This window comes from Plesiomonas sp. ISS29, from assembly GCF_056522795.1.
Map to the genome: position 1 here is coordinate 1,405,875 of NZ_JAWRZQ010000001.1, position 14,608 is coordinate 1,420,482.

General features: G+C 50.6%; 17 protein-coding genes and 1 tRNA gene. 13 read left to right on the forward strand and 5 right to left on the reverse strand.

Features of this window, described 5'->3' with window-relative positions; translation table 11 throughout:
• Positions 1–35: 35 nt before the first annotated feature.
• Positions 36–112: transfer RNA gene (locus AC1HDJ_RS06235), tRNA-Arg, on the reverse strand.
• Between the two features lie 56 nt (positions 113–168).
• Entirely contained in the window at positions 169–1,338 is a 1,170-nt protein-coding gene (locus AC1HDJ_RS06240; protein ID WP_479534257.1) for a flagella assembly protein FlgT middle domain-containing protein, read from the reverse strand.
• 139 nt (positions 1,339–1,477) lie between these two features.
• On the opposite strand from AC1HDJ_RS06240, the gene AC1HDJ_RS06245 reads away from it, so the two are divergent.
• Both AC1HDJ_RS06245 and AC1HDJ_RS06250 read left to right on the forward strand, forming a co-directional pair.
• On the forward strand, positions 1,478–2,122 hold the full coding sequence (locus tag AC1HDJ_RS06245; protein WP_479534259.1) for a FlgO family outer membrane protein: 645 nt from the start codon (positions 1,478–1,480) through the stop codon (positions 2,120–2,122).
• A gap of 72 nt (positions 2,123–2,194) precedes the next feature.
• Complete coding sequence (locus tag AC1HDJ_RS06250) at positions 2,195–2,656, forward strand: LPP20 family lipoprotein (protein WP_479534261.1); 462 nt, start codon at positions 2,195–2,197, stop codon at positions 2,654–2,656.
• A 77-nt stretch (positions 2,657–2,733) separates the two neighbouring features.
• On the opposite strand, the gene flgN is transcribed toward AC1HDJ_RS06250, so the two are convergent.
• The 3 genes from flgN to flgA form a co-directional block, all read right to left on the reverse strand.
• A complete protein-coding gene (gene flgN, locus AC1HDJ_RS06255; RefSeq protein WP_479534263.1) occupies positions 2,734–3,147 on the reverse strand; it encodes a flagellar export chaperone FlgN in 414 nt (137 codons plus the stop codon).
• Between the two features lie 42 nt (positions 3,148–3,189).
• On the reverse strand, positions 3,190–3,525 hold the full coding sequence (flgM, locus tag AC1HDJ_RS06260; RefSeq protein ID WP_479534266.1) for a flagellar biosynthesis anti-sigma factor FlgM: 336 nt from the start codon (positions 3,523–3,525) through the stop codon (positions 3,190–3,192).
• A 207-nt stretch (positions 3,526–3,732) separates the two neighbouring features.
• Positions 3,733–4,491 (reverse strand): flagellar basal body P-ring formation chaperone FlgA, encoded by a 759-nt coding sequence (gene flgA / locus AC1HDJ_RS06265; protein WP_479534268.1) that lies wholly within the window; start codon positions 4,489–4,491, stop codon positions 3,733–3,735.
• An 89-nt stretch (positions 4,492–4,580) separates the two neighbouring features.
• Here flgA and AC1HDJ_RS06270 point away from each other — a divergent pair, with 89 nt between their 5' ends.
• From AC1HDJ_RS06270 to flgH, 11 genes are all read left to right on the forward strand, one after another.
• Positions 4,581–5,522: a chemotaxis protein gene (locus tag AC1HDJ_RS06270; protein ID WP_479534270.1), complete on the forward strand. Its 942-nt coding sequence runs from the start codon at positions 4,581–4,583 to the stop codon at positions 5,520–5,522.
• A gap of 3 nt (positions 5,523–5,525) precedes the next feature.
• Entirely contained in the window at positions 5,526–6,362 is an 837-nt protein-coding gene (locus AC1HDJ_RS06275) for a CheR family methyltransferase (protein ID WP_479534272.1), read from the forward strand.
• 420 nt (positions 6,363–6,782) lie between these two features.
• Positions 6,783–7,193, forward strand: a complete 411-nt coding sequence (gene flgB / locus AC1HDJ_RS06280; RefSeq protein ID WP_479534274.1) for a flagellar basal body rod protein FlgB — start codon at positions 6,783–6,785, stop codon at positions 7,191–7,193.
• Between the two features lie 3 nt (positions 7,194–7,196).
• On the forward strand, positions 7,197–7,610 hold the full coding sequence (gene flgC / locus AC1HDJ_RS06285; protein ID WP_479534276.1) for a flagellar basal body rod protein FlgC: 414 nt from the start codon (positions 7,197–7,199) through the stop codon (positions 7,608–7,610).
• Positions 7,611–7,620: 10 nt separating this feature from the next.
• Positions 7,621–8,526 carry a flagellar hook assembly protein FlgD gene (locus tag AC1HDJ_RS06290; RefSeq protein WP_479534278.1) on the forward strand — a complete coding sequence of 302 codons (906 nt, stop codon included), beginning with the start codon at positions 7,621–7,623 and terminating at the stop codon, positions 8,524–8,526.
• Complete coding sequence (gene flgE / locus AC1HDJ_RS06295; protein WP_479534280.1) at positions 8,526–9,842, forward strand: flagellar hook protein FlgE; 1,317 nt, start codon at positions 8,526–8,528, stop codon at positions 9,840–9,842. The genes AC1HDJ_RS06290 and flgE overlap by 1 nt, the downstream gene beginning before the upstream one ends.
• Before the next feature lie 73 nt (positions 9,843–9,915).
• Positions 9,916–10,662, forward strand: a complete 747-nt coding sequence (locus AC1HDJ_RS06300; RefSeq protein WP_479534282.1) for a flagellar basal body rod protein FlgF — start codon at positions 9,916–9,918, stop codon at positions 10,660–10,662.
• Positions 10,663–10,687: 25 nt separating this feature from the next.
• Positions 10,688–11,476: a flagellar basal-body rod protein FlgG gene (flgG, locus tag AC1HDJ_RS06305; protein ID WP_479534284.1), complete on the forward strand. Its 789-nt coding sequence runs from the start codon at positions 10,688–10,690 to the stop codon at positions 11,474–11,476.
• Between the two features lie 11 nt (positions 11,477–11,487).
• Complete coding sequence (locus AC1HDJ_RS06310) at positions 11,488–12,585, forward strand: flagellar basal body P-ring protein FlgI (protein WP_479534286.1); 1,098 nt, start codon at positions 11,488–11,490, stop codon at positions 12,583–12,585.
• Entirely contained in the window at positions 12,585–13,700 is a 1,116-nt protein-coding gene (flgJ, locus tag AC1HDJ_RS06315) for a flagellar assembly peptidoglycan hydrolase FlgJ (protein WP_479534288.1), read from the forward strand. The genes AC1HDJ_RS06310 and flgJ overlap by 1 nt, the downstream gene beginning before the upstream one ends.
• A 9-nt stretch (positions 13,701–13,709) precedes the next feature.
• Positions 13,710–14,546, forward strand: coding sequence for a flagellar basal body L-ring protein FlgH (gene flgH / locus AC1HDJ_RS06320; RefSeq protein ID WP_479534290.1), 837 nt, complete (start codon positions 13,710–13,712; stop codon positions 14,544–14,546).
• The last annotated feature ends 62 nt before the right edge of the window (positions 14,547–14,608 follow it).

Here is a 14,608-nt window from a genome sequence, read left to right on the forward strand (position 1 = left end):
CGGGGATGTGCTGGCATGTAACCCATTGATTTTAATGGTGCTCCCGACTGGATTCGAACCAGTGGCCTTCCCCTTAGGAGGGGGACGCTCTATCCATCTGAGCTACGGGGGCAGCCACGCTATTATACTGATTAATCCGCGTTTTTTAAGCTTTTAAATTCTGTTTGCCTACGATTTAGTCACTAAATCACCGACTTGTACGGTAGATGCCGCACTTAAGCCTTGGCTGCTGAGCACTGAATGGGTCGGATAAACCTGTGTAACGGTAAGCCTGACACTGCTCGGGGTGAACATCTCTTGTACCTGACCTTGCTGGTCTATGAACTCGGTAGTGTGCAGCAGTTTTAGCCTATCGCCCTTACGTACGCCGTTACGCGCACCGATATTGATAGTCAGGCGTGCGCCGTTAATCGCGCTGATGCGTGCCTGCGTGCTGCTGCATCCGAGCTGTGTATCCAAATCTTGTGCTATCTGATCGGTCTGTAAGCGAATGGCATAGCCATAAGCCGACTGCCAAAAGTTGGCACTGCGCGTATCAATGCGTGCCGTGCGCTCAAACGGCCACTGTGCTTCGGTGCGGTATAGCTGCTGAAAAACCAATTCACCGTTGTAGCTGTCAAATACCTGAATATTCACCGCAAAGTTGCGCTGCATCACGCTGGCAGAAAAATACTGGCTGAAACCGGTCTGGGGTATCGGTGTGAGATCAACAAGCTGCCCCGTTAACAGATACTGTACTTGCTGCTGCTCGCCTACTGCGGCCAGCCAGTTGGCAGAGGCATCGGCTGGAATATGCGTGTTCTGATAACTGCGCACCTGCAACCCTTGCAGCATCTGGCGCAGTTGGCGCTCAAGTACTGTGGGGTAATCGGTATCCAAATTAAAAACAGCGCCGGTAGAGGCCTGTGTCAGGTCATCAATCGCAAAACGATGTACTGACATCGGCTTGCTGTAACTGAGCTTACGGCAACTTTTTTGATCTGGCGTAATATCCGCGCGCAGTGTCAGCGTATAACGGCCTTGTTGCGTACCGGCACTCACAATCGTGGCGCTGCGGATCGGGCTGCCGGCGGCATAGCTCACCTGTGTATCACCGTTTGCCAGCGTACTGAGCGAGGTCACCAGTGGAGTCTGATAGTTCATAGATACTCCGGTGTACCCCAGTAACTGACCGCTGGCATCCATCAGTGCCAGCGTACGTAACTGCGGCTCAGTGCCCGCCTGTGCCGGAATACTGACACTGGTCTGATACCAGGCGGCATAAAGGTTGCTTGTAAACAGGCAACTGACCAGTACGCTGGCAGCATATAACGGAGTTCGGCGGGATACAGCTCTCATTGGTGATACCTGAATAATTCTAACTACTGAGTTTATGCAATTACCGTTCCGCCGGTGATGCAGGCAATCAGAGTGTCGCTCAAGTTTTTACGCGGGCAGACGATACAAGAACCAGAGAGAGTGACAGAAGGCGCATAACGTGAATCAGCTTAAAATATCATGGGTTGTCGGTCTGGTATCTGCACTGCTACTGAGCGGGTGTGCCAGTCATCAGCCTTCGGCAGATCAGCCGTATGTAATGGATAAAAACCATGTAGAGATACTGCCGCGCCACAGTCTGGACTATTTTGTGGATGCGATGGCGCGTCAGCTCGTGGCATCCAATAAAAATCTGGCCGGCGGCGGGTCAGTGGCGGTGGCCTCATTTGTTGATTTACAGCAGATGGATCAGAGCAACTGGCTGGGCAATCTTCTGGAAGATGCGTTCATCTACCAACTGCAACAGCGCGGTTTAACGGTGCTCGATTACAAAACCACTGGCCAGATTAGGGTGACACCGCAGGGTGATTTTGCTCTCAGCCGCAACTGGCGCGATCTGCAAAAAGCCTATCAGGTGGATAACGTGCTAACGGGCACAATGCTGCGCCAAGGCTCGGGTATTCAGATCAATGCGCGGATTATCCGTTTCAGTGATCGGGTGGTTATCGCCACCGCACAAGGTTTTTTACCGGCTGAAAGGCTGGGTCGCAGTATCGGAAACAGCAATAAAGTCCAGATCCGTGACGGTATGATAGTGCGCGGTGACAACGCATTTAACACACCGAGTGTCATTATTGCGCCATAAAATCATCGCGCTATTAATATCGATATTGGCCGTGCAAGCGGCAAATATGCGGGTAAAAAACAGGAATAATACATGCGCAAGTTGAAAGTCAGTTTAGCACTGGTGGTGTGTACGGCATTGCTGGGCTGTGCATCAAACAGTGGCAGCCAGATCCTAAATGCCGTGGGGTATGCCCCGATAGCGGTACAGCCGGGAAAAACCGCGGAAGAACGCCAGTTACAAGCCATACGTGCTTCACGTCTTGACGCGTATCGCGAGATGACAGAACAGCTCTACGGGCTGAAAATTAGCAGCCATACACAAGTACTGTCATCAGGTTCACTGCGTGATGCCGGCGTGCAGACACAGGCAGCCGGTTGGGTACGCGGCGCACAAGTGGTACGCAGTTATCCGGTGGGGGATAACTATGTCACTGAACTGCGTCTTGATCTGAATAACGTCAAAAAGTTGCCAGCCGTTGCCAGCACGCCACAAGCGGTAGTTGAGAAAAAAGAGCAGGTCATCTTAGTGCCTGCCCGCAGTGCAACGTTTTAACACTCAACGTAACCAGTGTTACCTACGATGTGAATATGGGGGGTGACGCTGATGTGGCAAAATAATGGTTAGCCCGTTTAGACTTTCACATTATTCCCAAGCGTTGAGGTATTGAGCGTTTTACCGTCGGCATTGTAGGTCATCATCTCTTTGCCGCGAACCGCCATCAGCTGATTCGCCAGACGGCTGAGGCTGATACGCGCCTCTTTCATTATCTCGCCAAGCAGATGATTTTTGGTCTGGCACGACTGCAATAACTGCCGGATATTGAGCAGCAGTGCATCTTGCTGATCGAGTTGCGCCAGTTCGGCATGCTGCGCAATCTGCTGATCGGTGGCTTGCACCGTTTGCAGTAGCGCATTTTTTTCCTCACTGAGCGTCAGCAGCTGATCAGCCTGATGCTCAGTGAGCGCGGTGAGTTCGCTGTCTATCAGCTGCTCTAATGTCTGTAACGTTGTCTGTTGCTCGGTCAGTAGTGCGTGCAGCGTCATGAAAATATCCTATAACCGGCCAGCACGTCATTCGGCTGACTTTTAGTGAGAACCTGACTCTAGCTTAAGCAAATTTGCGGCCAGTTTTTCAGGGTTAACCTGATACTCACCCGAATTGACAGCCAGTTTAAGACGCTCAACCTTGGCGCTATCAAACGGCATCTCACTGTTTACCTGCTTTGGCACTTGCGCCAGTGTTTGCGCCTGTGATGTTAGCGTTACCCCATCAGCCGCAGGCTGTATCAGTTGAGCCGGCTTAGTCTGTGGTGTACCACTGGCCGTGGTATTATCACTGTGCAGATTAACCGTATGCTGCAATTTTTTGCCCGCAGCGGATGTGTTTAAATTTGTATAAGTGAATTTATCAATGCTGCTCATGGCATTATTCCTACATTATTCTTCATTCTTACGGGCATTAATTGGGGTCTTCGCGAAGCCTGACCCGTATATTGAAATGGCCATTTTGAAATCACTATTTCAAAATCACAATACGGAATCGACAACGCTTGTGTAATGTAACGGCACAATAGCTAAGAACTTGAGAAATTATTTTTTGGGATATAGCCCTATACCGATCCTTTAGTATCAATAGTTTACAGCAGCTTCGCCCACGCTGGTGACGACAGCGCTGACCACCCGTTGTGAACGGTTATTGCGAATTTGAATCGTATCACCGATTGTGCCATTGGCCATTGCCACGCCCGATGCCACTACCGCCAGCCCCGGTTTACCGGCTTTGAGAACCACCCGATCCCCCTTGCACACTTGGCAAATTTGTGCCGCAGAAATAGGGGAGGCTGCATTCAGTGGGCGAACAGTTTTAGCGCCAATCAGCAAAGAGAAATCGTCAAAAATCCGTGCATGAGCCTGACGCACATCTTTGTAAGTCAGCACCAAATCATCGGCCTGTAATACCGTATCACTGCGAATCGCTCGTGCCGTAACCACCACTGGGCTGACCGATAACACTTTTACCGGCACATATACCTGCCAGTTTTGGGTCGGGCAACGAACCAGTACAGTCGCCTTGGTAGTTAGTGTTTGCTTACCGGGGAGAGAGCTTGTCAGTGCAGATGCGCATGCATTGAATTGTAAACGCCGGTCAACCGGTGCGGCCTTGACCTGATGTTGCAACTCACTGTTCGCAGGCAGTTGGCTGACAATAAAATCCTCGGCCGCCTGGCTAATACTGCTCAAATCTTGCTGCGGCGTATTGGCATTCGGCGCTGATGCGGCACTGGCATAGTTCATGCTTAAAAATAAAGTGCTTAAGAATACCCCATAAAGGCCGATAACTCGCTCAAGTGGGCGTAGAGCCTGATGTAATGGCGTTGAGAAAAACACAAAACGTCTCCTGTTATGCTAAATACCCTGAAAATATCAAGGGGATATGCGTGATAAAACAGATAAAAAATCGCTGGGAGTAGCCTGTTATGGCGGGGATTTTAGATTCGGTAAACCAACGGACACAACTGGTCGGGCAAAATCGTTTAGAGCTGTTGACGTTTAAGTTACAGGGTTCGCAACGTTACGGCATCAACGTATTTAAAGTCCGTGAGGTTTTGCAATGCCCGCGTTTAACTATGTTGCCGAACTTAAACCCGATCGTCAAAGGCATTGCGCATATTCGTGGCCAGACACTGTCGGTTATTGATATGAGTCTTGCTATTGGCGGGCAGCCGGTGGATGATCCAACAAAATGTTTTATTATTATCTCTGAATATAACCGTTCAGTGCAGGGCTTTTTAGTACAATCGGTTGAACGTATTATCAACATGAATTGGGAGTCTATTTTACCGCCGCCAAAAGGGGCTGGAAAAATAAACTACCTGACAGCTGTCACCGAAGTGGATAAAGAGCTGATCGAAATTCTTGATGTTGAACGTATTTTAGATGAAATTTCACCTGCACCGACCCAAATCAGCCAGTCAATTTTAGATGCCGCGGCTGATGAAGTGAAAAACGTACAAAATGCCGGAAAGAAAATACTGGTGGTAGATGACTCAAGCGTGGCACGCAAGCAAATTGAGCGCGCGTTAACCAGTATTGGTCTTGCCTGCGAAATGGCCAAAGATGGGCGTGATGCGCTTGAGCGTTTAAAACAGGTGGCCGCTAAAGGCAATGTGTATGATTACTATGCGCTGGTCATTTCAGATATCGAAATGCCTGAAATGGACGGTTATACCTTAACCGCCGAAATTAGGCATCATTCACAATTTAATGCACTGCATGTGATCTTGCATACATCATTAAGTGGCGTATTTAATCAGGCGATGGTCAGCAAAGTGGGTGCAAATAACTTCATTGCTAAATTCAATCCAGATGAACTCGCCAATGCCGTTAATCAGGCACTTTTGCAACTAGCCTCCGAGTAATTCATGAATTCAGTCAGCTTTAGTGAACACGAGTACCAAGAGTTCAGCCGTTTTTTAGAGTCGCAGTGCGGCATCGTGCTGGGCGATAACAAACAGTATTTGGTTCGCAGCCGGTTGACCCCGTTGTTACCACGTTATGGGTGTACGCACCTCTCCGAACTGCTAAAACAGGCCTTGCACGGTATTAACCGTGACCTGCGAATTTCAGTGGTTGATGCCATGACCACCAACGAAACCCTCTGGTTTCGTGATAACTATCCGTTTGATATTTTGGCCGAACGCTTGCTGCCTGAATTTGCCGCGCAAAAACGGCCAGTCAGAATCTGGTCGGCAGCCTGCTCATCGGGGCAAGAGCCTTACTCGATTGCGATGACCGTACTTGAAACCCAAATGCGCCGCCCCGGCATGTTACCGATGTTGCAACCGGCGCAGATTGTCGCCACTGATATTTCACCGCAAATGCTTGAAATATCGCGTCAGGCTAGTTACGACTCGCTGGCGCTCGGACGCGGCTTATCACCGGAGCGTAAGCGTCAATTTTTTGAAGCCCAGCCTGATGGCCGTATGCAACTGAACAACAAAGTCCGCAATCTGGTCTCGTTTAAGCCGCTGAATTTGAAAGAGAGTTACGCTTTGATGGGCAAATTTGACATTATTTTTTGCCGCAATGTCTTAATCTACTTTTCGGCTGAAATGAAAGCTAAAGTCATCAATCAACTGGCCGCTTGTTTGCAACCCGGCGGTTATCTGTTGCTTGGCGCATCAGAATCAATGACCGGTTTAAGTGATCGTTTTGAGATGGTGCGTTGTGCCCCCGGCATTATCTACAAACTTAAATAGTGGTCTACACACTCAAATAGCGATCTATACGTTTAACAATCTATACACCTATACACACGTAAACCGTGGCGATATACCGACAATAACGGGGCTGAATTAGCCCCGTTTTTTTATCTGCGAGAAAGGCGTTGCATAGCGGGCTTTTATCTGGCGGTTATCCTTTTTAAAAGCACCTTTTGCGGGATATAGAACACGCTTTTCATAAACCATGCCGCTTTGATATTTCGTTTGATCTTTTGGTATTTCCGCTGATATTTCCTTTCCTCTGTTTAAACGCGACCATTTATTCCGCGAACTACCGAAATAAATCCCCTGACAAATCGCCGCATAAATAACAGCACAGATATTTTGGCGCTCATTCTGGCACTAAGTTTGCTTACTTTGCTGCATATACCTCGACTGATGTATGCGGAGAGATAGATGGCAATCAGTTTCGATCAAGCATTGGGTGTACATCAGTACACGCCCGGTTTGCGTAATCAGCGCACCGAGATATTAGCCAGCAATATCGCCAATGCTGACACCCCTGGCTATAAAGCGCGCGATATGGATTTTTCACAGGCACTGGATCAGGCCGTTACACAAGCCAGTAGCAACCTGCAGCGCAGCAGCCTGTCGATGACAGATGAACGCCATATTTCTGCCGCCTCTGACTTCTCAGGCACTACCGCCTACCGTATTCCCAACCAGCCCGATGGGGGCGATGGCAATACCGTAGATCTGCAGGTAGAACGCAATCTGTTTATGGAAAACAGCATTGAGTATCAGGCGTCGTTGCAATTTTTAGCTGGCAAATTCAGTGGTTTGAAAAAAGCCATTCGCGGGGATTAATCCATGAGTCTGTTTAATGTCTTTGATGTTTCCGGCTCGGCTATGAGCGCCCAATCGGTACGTCTGAATACCGTGGCCAGTAATCTGGCGAATGCCCAGAGTGTCAGCAGCTCTGCTGATGAAACCTATAAGGCTCGCCACCCGGTATTCAATGCCATGCTGGATGATGCAATGGACAGCGGCTCGAGTGTGCCCGTATCAGTGGCCGGCATTATTGAGAGCCAAAAGCCGTTGAACATGGAGTACCGCCCCGATCATCCGCTGGCAAATCCCGATGGCTACATCTTCAAACCTAACGTGAATGTGATGGAGGAGATGGCCGACATGATCTCAGCGTCGCGCTCATACCAGACCAATGTGCAGATTGCCGATGCCGCCAAACAGATGGCGATGCAAACCCTCAATCTGGGCAAGTAAGGAGCAACACGTGATTGACCCGAATGTCCGCGCCACCAGTTATCTGGATCAAGTCAGCCGCCAAAACGCGCCAATGAGCAGTAAATCAGGGGCAACTGATGCCAGCTCACGCAGCAAAAGCACCGATGAAGCGCCCAATACCCGCCCGGATGAAACACCGACCGGTGGGGCGACATCGTCGCTAACACAACAGGATTTCATGCGCCTGCTGACCCAGCAATTGTCGTTTCAAGACCCGTTTAATCCGGTCAGTAATGATCAGATGGTGTCACAGATGGCGTCGTTTTCCACCATTGATGGCATCAACAAGATGACCGATCAGTTCAGCCTGATGAACCAGATTATGGGCTCAGGTCAGGCACTGCAAGCCTCATCACTGGTCGGGCAGGATGTGCTGCTGCCAACCAGTGATGTTTGGCTGGAAGACAAGGGCGTGAGCGGGGCTATTTTCTCGAAAAACGGCGAGAAGCTGAACAACTTGTCGGTGCGTATTGAAGATGAGAACGGCCAGCTGATTAAGACCATTGGCATCAGCGGTGAGAAAGACGGCGTAGTGCGTTTTGACTGGGACGGTACGAACGACAACGGCGAAAAAGTGCCGGCCGGTAAATACAAAATGAAGGCGACAGCCGAAATTGACGGCGAGCAAAAAGACATTACTGACCAGCTAGCCACTTACCACCGTGTCAGCAGTGTGGTGCTGCAGTCTGAGCTGGGTGCACTGATCAATGTCAACGGCATTGAGGGTGGCATTCCGATCGGCAACATCCTCGAAGTGGGAAAAATGAGTGGAGACTCAGGCTCTGGAACACCGCCAACGGAAGTAAAACCACTTCCACCTATCGGTGTTCTACCACCCGAATCAGAAGACGGTGACAAGCCCACAGAAGAACAACTATTACGGAGATTCCTATAATGTCGAGCGTTTCCTTAAGTGGCCTGTTTGCCGCACAAAAAGATCTGAGCACCACCAGTAATAACATTGCCAACTCGAATACTATTGGGTTTAAAGAGTCGCGGGCTGAATTTTCCGATGTGTATTCAACCTCAATTTTCTCTAACCCGCGTACTACTGTCGGTGGTGGGGTGCAAACCTCGATGATCTCGCAGCAGTTCCATGAAGGCTCGACCCGTTACACCAATAACCCGCTCGATTTGCGCGTTAACGGCAAGGGTTTTTTTGCTGTCACCAACGGGATGGATGATAAAGACGTCAGTCTGACCCGTGCCGGTGAATTTAAGCTCAACCGAGACAATTACATTGTGAACTCCAGCGGCCAGTATCTGCGGGTGTTGCCGGTAGATGATAAAGGCCAGGCATCGTCAGTGAGTTTGCAGGCATCCCAGCCGGTACGTGTGCCGACCGAAGCGGGGAAACCTTCACCATCAACCAAACTGGATGTGGGTGTAAACCTGCCTTCCGGCGCGGCAGTGGTCAGTAAAGTGCCGTTTGATTTTGATGATCCTGAGACTTACAGCAAATCTACCTCAACCAATATTTATGACTCGCTCGGCAATAGCTACTCGATGACCAGCTACTTTGTCAAAACCGGTGACAACACGTGGGAATCGTACAACACAGTACGCGATCAAAACGGCGATGAGCAGTATCTAGATATTGACGGCGGTAAGGAAAGTGATCCGAACCCGACCGACCCAACCAAGAAAAATCCGAAGGGTGTGCTGCTGGAGTTTAACTCTGATGGCTCGCTGAAATCACAAACCCCGGAAAATGCTAAAACCGTTTCAATGGAAGATGCGGGGATTAAGCTAAACGGTGCTGATGTATCACAAACCATCGATATTAATTTCGACAAACCTACCCAGTACGCCTCTGATTTTAATGTGAAAAAAATTACTGAAAACGGTGTGGTGGTTGGCCGTTTGACCAAGGTAGATATCACGCCGGAAGGCTTGATGGTGGCGAACTATTCAAACGGCAAGAGCGAATATCTGGGCAAAGTGATGCTGGTGACCGTACCGAACGAACAGGGGTTAACCCAGATTGGCGGTACGCAGTGGCGTGCAACACCCGATTCCGGTGCGATGCTGATTGGTGAGCCGGGTAAAGGCTCTAATGGCCGGATTATGAGTGGCTCTCTGGAAGAATCAAACACCAACATGACCGTTGAAATGGTCGATTTGATCACCGCACAACGCAATTTTCAGGCTAACTCACGGGCGCTGGAAATTGATCAATCACTACAACAGACCATTTTGCAAATTCGTTAATCAGGTTTTGTTGTTATACGGCCTTGTCTAACCAGAGAAGGCTGTTCATCCCTCTAAAAAGCCGGAGTGGCTGATGGATAAAATGCTCTACATCGCCATGAGTGGCGCAAAGCAAAACCTGCAGGGTGTGCAGATGCACGCCAATAATCTGGCCAACGCCAACACACAGGGTTTTCGCAGTGATTTCGAGCAGGCCCGTTCAATGCAGGCGTACGGCGAAGGTCTGCCTTCACGGGTGTTCAGCATGGTCGAGCGGCCGGGCAGCGATTTCACCCATGGCGGTTTTATGGCCACCAACCGTGAGCTGGATGTTGCGATTGCCGGTGAGGGCTGGATTTCGGTGCGTGCAGCTAACGGCACAGAAGCCTATTCGCGTGCCGGACACTTGCAGGTTGACCAAAACGGTCAGCTGATGAACAGCAGTAACCAACCGATACTCGGGGAAGATGGCAATCCGATGAATCTGCCGTTGCCGCTGGCAAAAATAGAGATCGGTGGTGATGGAACAATCTCGTATCTGCCCAAAGGTGCACCGCCTGATGCACTGGAGCAAGCTGGCCGTATCAAGCTGGTTAATCCGGCACTAAATACCCTCACTAAAGGGGATGACGGTTTATTCCGTACCCGTGATGGCATGCCGCAAGCGGCCGATCCGGTCGTACGGTTGGTCAGCGGAAAACTCGAATCGAGCAACGTCAGCTCGGTGGGTGAAATGGTGCAGATGATTGATCTGCAACGCCAGTTTGACATGCAGGTCAAGGCGATGAAAGCCGCGGAAGAGAATGATACCGCGCAGGATCGTTTGCTGAAATTGAGTTAACTGCTATCGCGTTAAGGGGAATACCATGGATCCGGCATTATGGGTCAGTAAAACCGGTTTGGATGCACAGCAGACCAACATCCGGAATATTTCGAATAATATCTCCAACGCCAGTACTGTCGGCTTTAAAAAAGGCCGCGTCGTGTTTGAAGATTTGCTGTATCAGAAAATTAACCAGCCGGGCGCGTCCTCGTCAGAAGACGATAAAATGCCATCGGGGTTGATGCTCGGTAGCGGTACTAAAGTGGTCGCTACCCAGAAAAACTTCGAGCAAGGTGGTGTACAAGTTACGAGTAATGCCTTTGACATGATGATCGACGGCGACGGCTTTTTCCAGATCCGTATGCCCGATGGCTCAACAGGTTATACCCGTAACGGCCAGTTTCAGATGGATGACGAAGGCAATTTAGTGACAGCAGGCTCGGGCTATCCGGTTGAGCCGAATATTACTATTCCAAACGATGCCACATCAGTGACGGTGAGTGCCGACGGCCAAGTTTCTGCCCGTATGCAGGGGCAGGCTGAAAACCAGCAAGTCGGACAAATCACGCTAGTCAGCTTCGTGAACCCGCAGGGATTAGAGCCGATGGGCGAAAACCTGTATATGCAAACCGGTGCTAGCGGTGAAGCGCAAGAGGGCACACCGGGGCTTGATGGGTTGGGTAAGATCAAGCAGGGTGCGCTTGAATCCTCCAATGTGAATGTGACCGAAGAGCTGATCAACCTGATTGAAGCTCAGCGTGTGTTTGAGATGAACTCAAAAGTGATCTCATCTGTTGATGAAATGCTGGGCTACGTTTCTCAGCGCCTGTAAAGAGTAACCTGATGAGAATACCTTGGTTAGGGATCATGATGGCAGTCAGTTGCGTACTGATGCCGACAGCTCAGGCGGCCCGGATTAAAGACGTGGCCGCGGTTGAAGGCGTGCGCAATAACCAGCTGGTTGGTTACGGTCTGGTGGTGGGGTTGACCGGTACGGGCGAAAAAAGCCCGTTTACCGAGCAGAGTTTTAAAGCCATGCTGCAAAACTTCGGTATTCAGATCCCGCCGAATGTGAAACCAAAAATTAATAATGTCGCGGCAGTTGCCGTGACGGCTGAGCTGGCTGCCTTTACCAAGCAGGGGCAAACCATTGATGTGACCGTTTCCTCATTGGGTGAAGCGAAAAGTCTGCGCGGCGGTATGCTATTGCAGACCATGCTCAAGGGGCTTGATGGTCAGGTGTATGCGGTTGCGCAGGGTAATCTGGTAGTCGGTGGGTTCAGTGCTGAAGGTAATGATGGGTCAAAGATCCAGTCAAATACCCCGACGGTCGGGCGAATTCCGAACGGTGCTACAGTAGAACAAGAAGTACCAACCCCGTTTGCGCGTGGTGATTTTATCACCTACAACCTGCATAACGCCGACTTTACCAGTGCCAAACGCATGGCTGAATCCATTAATGATTTGCTGGGCGGCAGCATTGCACAAGCCGTTGATGCAACCTCGGTACGGGTACGTGCGCCGCGCGATGCCACCGAGCGAGTCAATTTTGTCTCTACCGTGGAAAACATTAACTTTGATCCGGCAGAGGAAGCGGCGCGGATTGTTGTCAACTCGCGTACCGGTACTATTGTCGTCGGGCAAAATGTACGCCTGCGCCCTGCGGCGATCACCCATGGTGGTTTAACTGTCACCATCAATGAAAACCTTAATGTCAGCCAACCGAACCCGCTTTCGCAGGGGCAAACGGTAGTCACACCTGATTCGAATGTACAGGTGGATCAAGCTAAATCGAAAATGGTGAAATTTGATCCGGGTGTCACCCTCGATGATCTGGTGCGTGCAGTGAACGATATCGGCGCTGGTCCTTCTGATGTGATGGCGATCCTTGAGGCACTCAAACAAGCGGGTGCGATACAGGGCGAGCTGGTGGTGATCTAATGGAAACCCCGTTTGTTGATGCCAGCACCTACCATGACCTGAGCAGCCTTTCGCGCCTGCGTGAAGCGGCGCAGGGCAATGACAGCAATGCGTTGCGGGCAGCGGCCAATCAGTTTGAAGCTACTTTTATGCGCCAGATGCTAAAAAGCATGCGTGACGCCAATGCCGCTTTCAAATCTGACTCACCGTTGAACACCTCCACGGGGGATTTTTATCAGCAAATGTACGATGAAGAGCTGGCCGGAGAGCTGTCGCGTCAGGGCTCATTGGGGCTGGCCGACCTGCTGGTGAAACAGCTGGGCGGTGATAGCGAATCGCCACCGCCTGCGTCATCTGTGGCACAGGCTGGTGGGCCGCTTATTGGGCCTGTGCAAACCGGCCTGCCGCTCGCCGCATCGCTGGCAGCAGGTGAGCTAAATCCGCTGCCTTCTCGTGGATCGGCGCACGGTCTACGCGCGCCGCTGGGCGATATGCTCTCTGAGCTGCGTCTGCGTAAAACCCGTTTAGGGGATGCAGAGCCGCTTGACGATGATAACGATAAAAACAGGCTGTTGCCTGAATTGTATCAGCCTGCACCTATGCGAAATGCAGGTCAGCAACCCGTACCGGCTGCTGATAAAGAGGGCCGCAGTGATACACCGGATGGCGCGTTTTCCAGTGCGCAGGAATTTGTTGCCACGCTGTTCCCACACGCACTGAAAGCGGCCAAACGGCTCGGTACAACCCCCGCCATTTTGATTGCGCAAGCAGCGCTGGAAACCGGCTGGGGGAAAAGTATTATTCAGAATGCGGCCGGCAGCAGTAATAACCTGTTTAACATCAAAGCTGACAAACGTTGGCCGGGTAATAAAGTCACGGTGCGTACACTCGAGTACTTTGATGGCACAGCCGTGAACATGACCTCACCGTTTCGTGCGTACGAGAGTTTTGCCGACAGTTTTGACGATTATGTGCACTTTTTACAGCAAAATGGCCGTTATTCAAAGGCGCTACAACAGGCGGCTAACCCTGAAACTTATATCTCGCATTTACAGCAGGCGGGATACGCGACCGACCCCCGCTATGCCAGCAAAGTTATCAGCATACTGCGCCGCGTTCAGTCATTACTGGAGTAACCCATTCCCATGAACCCGTTGTTTATCCAGCCTCTGAAAAGCGGCAGTGATCCCGCAAAAAGTTTATCTTTTTTATCTTTTGTACCCGCAGGCTCGGTGTCTGATTTTACCCAGCGAGTTAGCAACAATATCAACATGACCAACACTAGATACAGACGCGCAGTGCGTGCTCTGATCCCTTGTCTGCTATTGCTGATGACCGGTTTACTGAGCGGCTGCGCGCAGCCAAGCAAGCCGATTGCCGATGATCCAAATTGGGCACCGGTTGAGCCGCCACCGGCGGTAAAACCACCGGTAGAGCTGACGGGTTCACTGTTTATCAAACCGCAGGGTGGCGGGCTGTACTCCGACATAAAAGCACACCGTGTCGGCGATATTATTACCGTGCAACTGCGTGAAAATACCAAAGCGAAAAAGAATGCGAACACCGATTTGAGCAAAGACAGCAAGGCGAGCTTGGCAAGCCCAGTTATTGCGGGGCGGCCGGTCACCATTAATGGTGTGCCGCTGTCATTTGGCCTTGAGAATAGTAATGATTTTCAGGGTGGGTCAGCCGCCGATCAGAGCAATAGCTTGAGCGGAGCTATCTCTGTGGAAGTGGTGCAAGTGTTGTCAAACGGCAATTTACGCGTGCGCGGTGAGAAGTGGATCACCCTCAATAACGGTGAAGAGTTTATCCGTTTAACCGGCACTATCCGGCCGGAGGATATCAGCCCTGACAACGTGCTTGAGTCACCAAAAATGTCGAATGCGCGGATCCAGTACTCAGGAACGGGTGCGTTTTCCGATACCCAAAAACAGGGCTGGTTATCGCGTTTCTTCAACAGTGAGTGGTTTCCGTTCTGATATCTGCTATCTGCCGAGCAATCAGGGTAAAGTTTTGCTCGGTATGGCAGATACAGAGTACA

Bases quoted from the DNA above. Each gene is read 5' to 3' on its own strand.
- AC1HDJ_RS06240 (WP_479534257.1), bottom strand. From the start codon at position 1,338: ATGAGAGCTGTATCCCGCCGAACTCCGTTATATGCTGCCAGCGTACTG.
- flgJ (WP_479534288.1), top strand. From the start codon at position 12,585: ATGGAAACCCCGTTTGTTGATGCCAGCACCTACCATGACCTGAGCAGC.
- AC1HDJ_RS06300 (WP_479534282.1), top strand. From the start codon at position 9,916: ATGGATAAAATGCTCTACATCGCCATGAGTGGCGCAAAGCAAAACCTG.
- flgB (WP_479534274.1), top strand. From the start codon at position 6,783: ATGGCAATCAGTTTCGATCAAGCATTGGGTGTACATCAGTACACGCCC.
- AC1HDJ_RS06310 (WP_479534286.1), top strand. From the start codon at position 11,488: ATGAGAATACCTTGGTTAGGGATCATGATGGCAGTCAGTTGCGTACTG.
- AC1HDJ_RS06275 (WP_479534272.1), top strand. From the start codon at position 5,526: ATGAATTCAGTCAGCTTTAGTGAACACGAGTACCAAGAGTTCAGCCGT.
- flgC (WP_479534276.1), top strand. From the start codon at position 7,197: ATGAGTCTGTTTAATGTCTTTGATGTTTCCGGCTCGGCTATGAGCGCC.
- flgH (WP_479534290.1), top strand. From the start codon at position 13,710: ATGAACCCGTTGTTTATCCAGCCTCTGAAAAGCGGCAGTGATCCCGCA.
- AC1HDJ_RS06250 (WP_479534261.1), top strand. From the start codon at position 2,195: ATGCGCAAGTTGAAAGTCAGTTTAGCACTGGTGGTGTGTACGGCATTG.
- flgE (WP_479534280.1), top strand. From the start codon at position 8,526: ATGTCGAGCGTTTCCTTAAGTGGCCTGTTTGCCGCACAAAAAGATCTG.
- AC1HDJ_RS06270 (WP_479534270.1), top strand. From the start codon at position 4,581: ATGGCGGGGATTTTAGATTCGGTAAACCAACGGACACAACTGGTCGGG.
- flgG (WP_479534284.1), top strand. From the start codon at position 10,688: ATGGATCCGGCATTATGGGTCAGTAAAACCGGTTTGGATGCACAGCAG.
- flgM (WP_479534266.1), bottom strand. From the start codon at position 3,525: ATGAGCAGCATTGATAAATTCACTTATACAAATTTAAACACATCCGCT.
- flgN (WP_479534263.1), bottom strand. From the start codon at position 3,147: ATGACGCTGCACGCACTACTGACCGAGCAACAGACAACGTTACAGACA.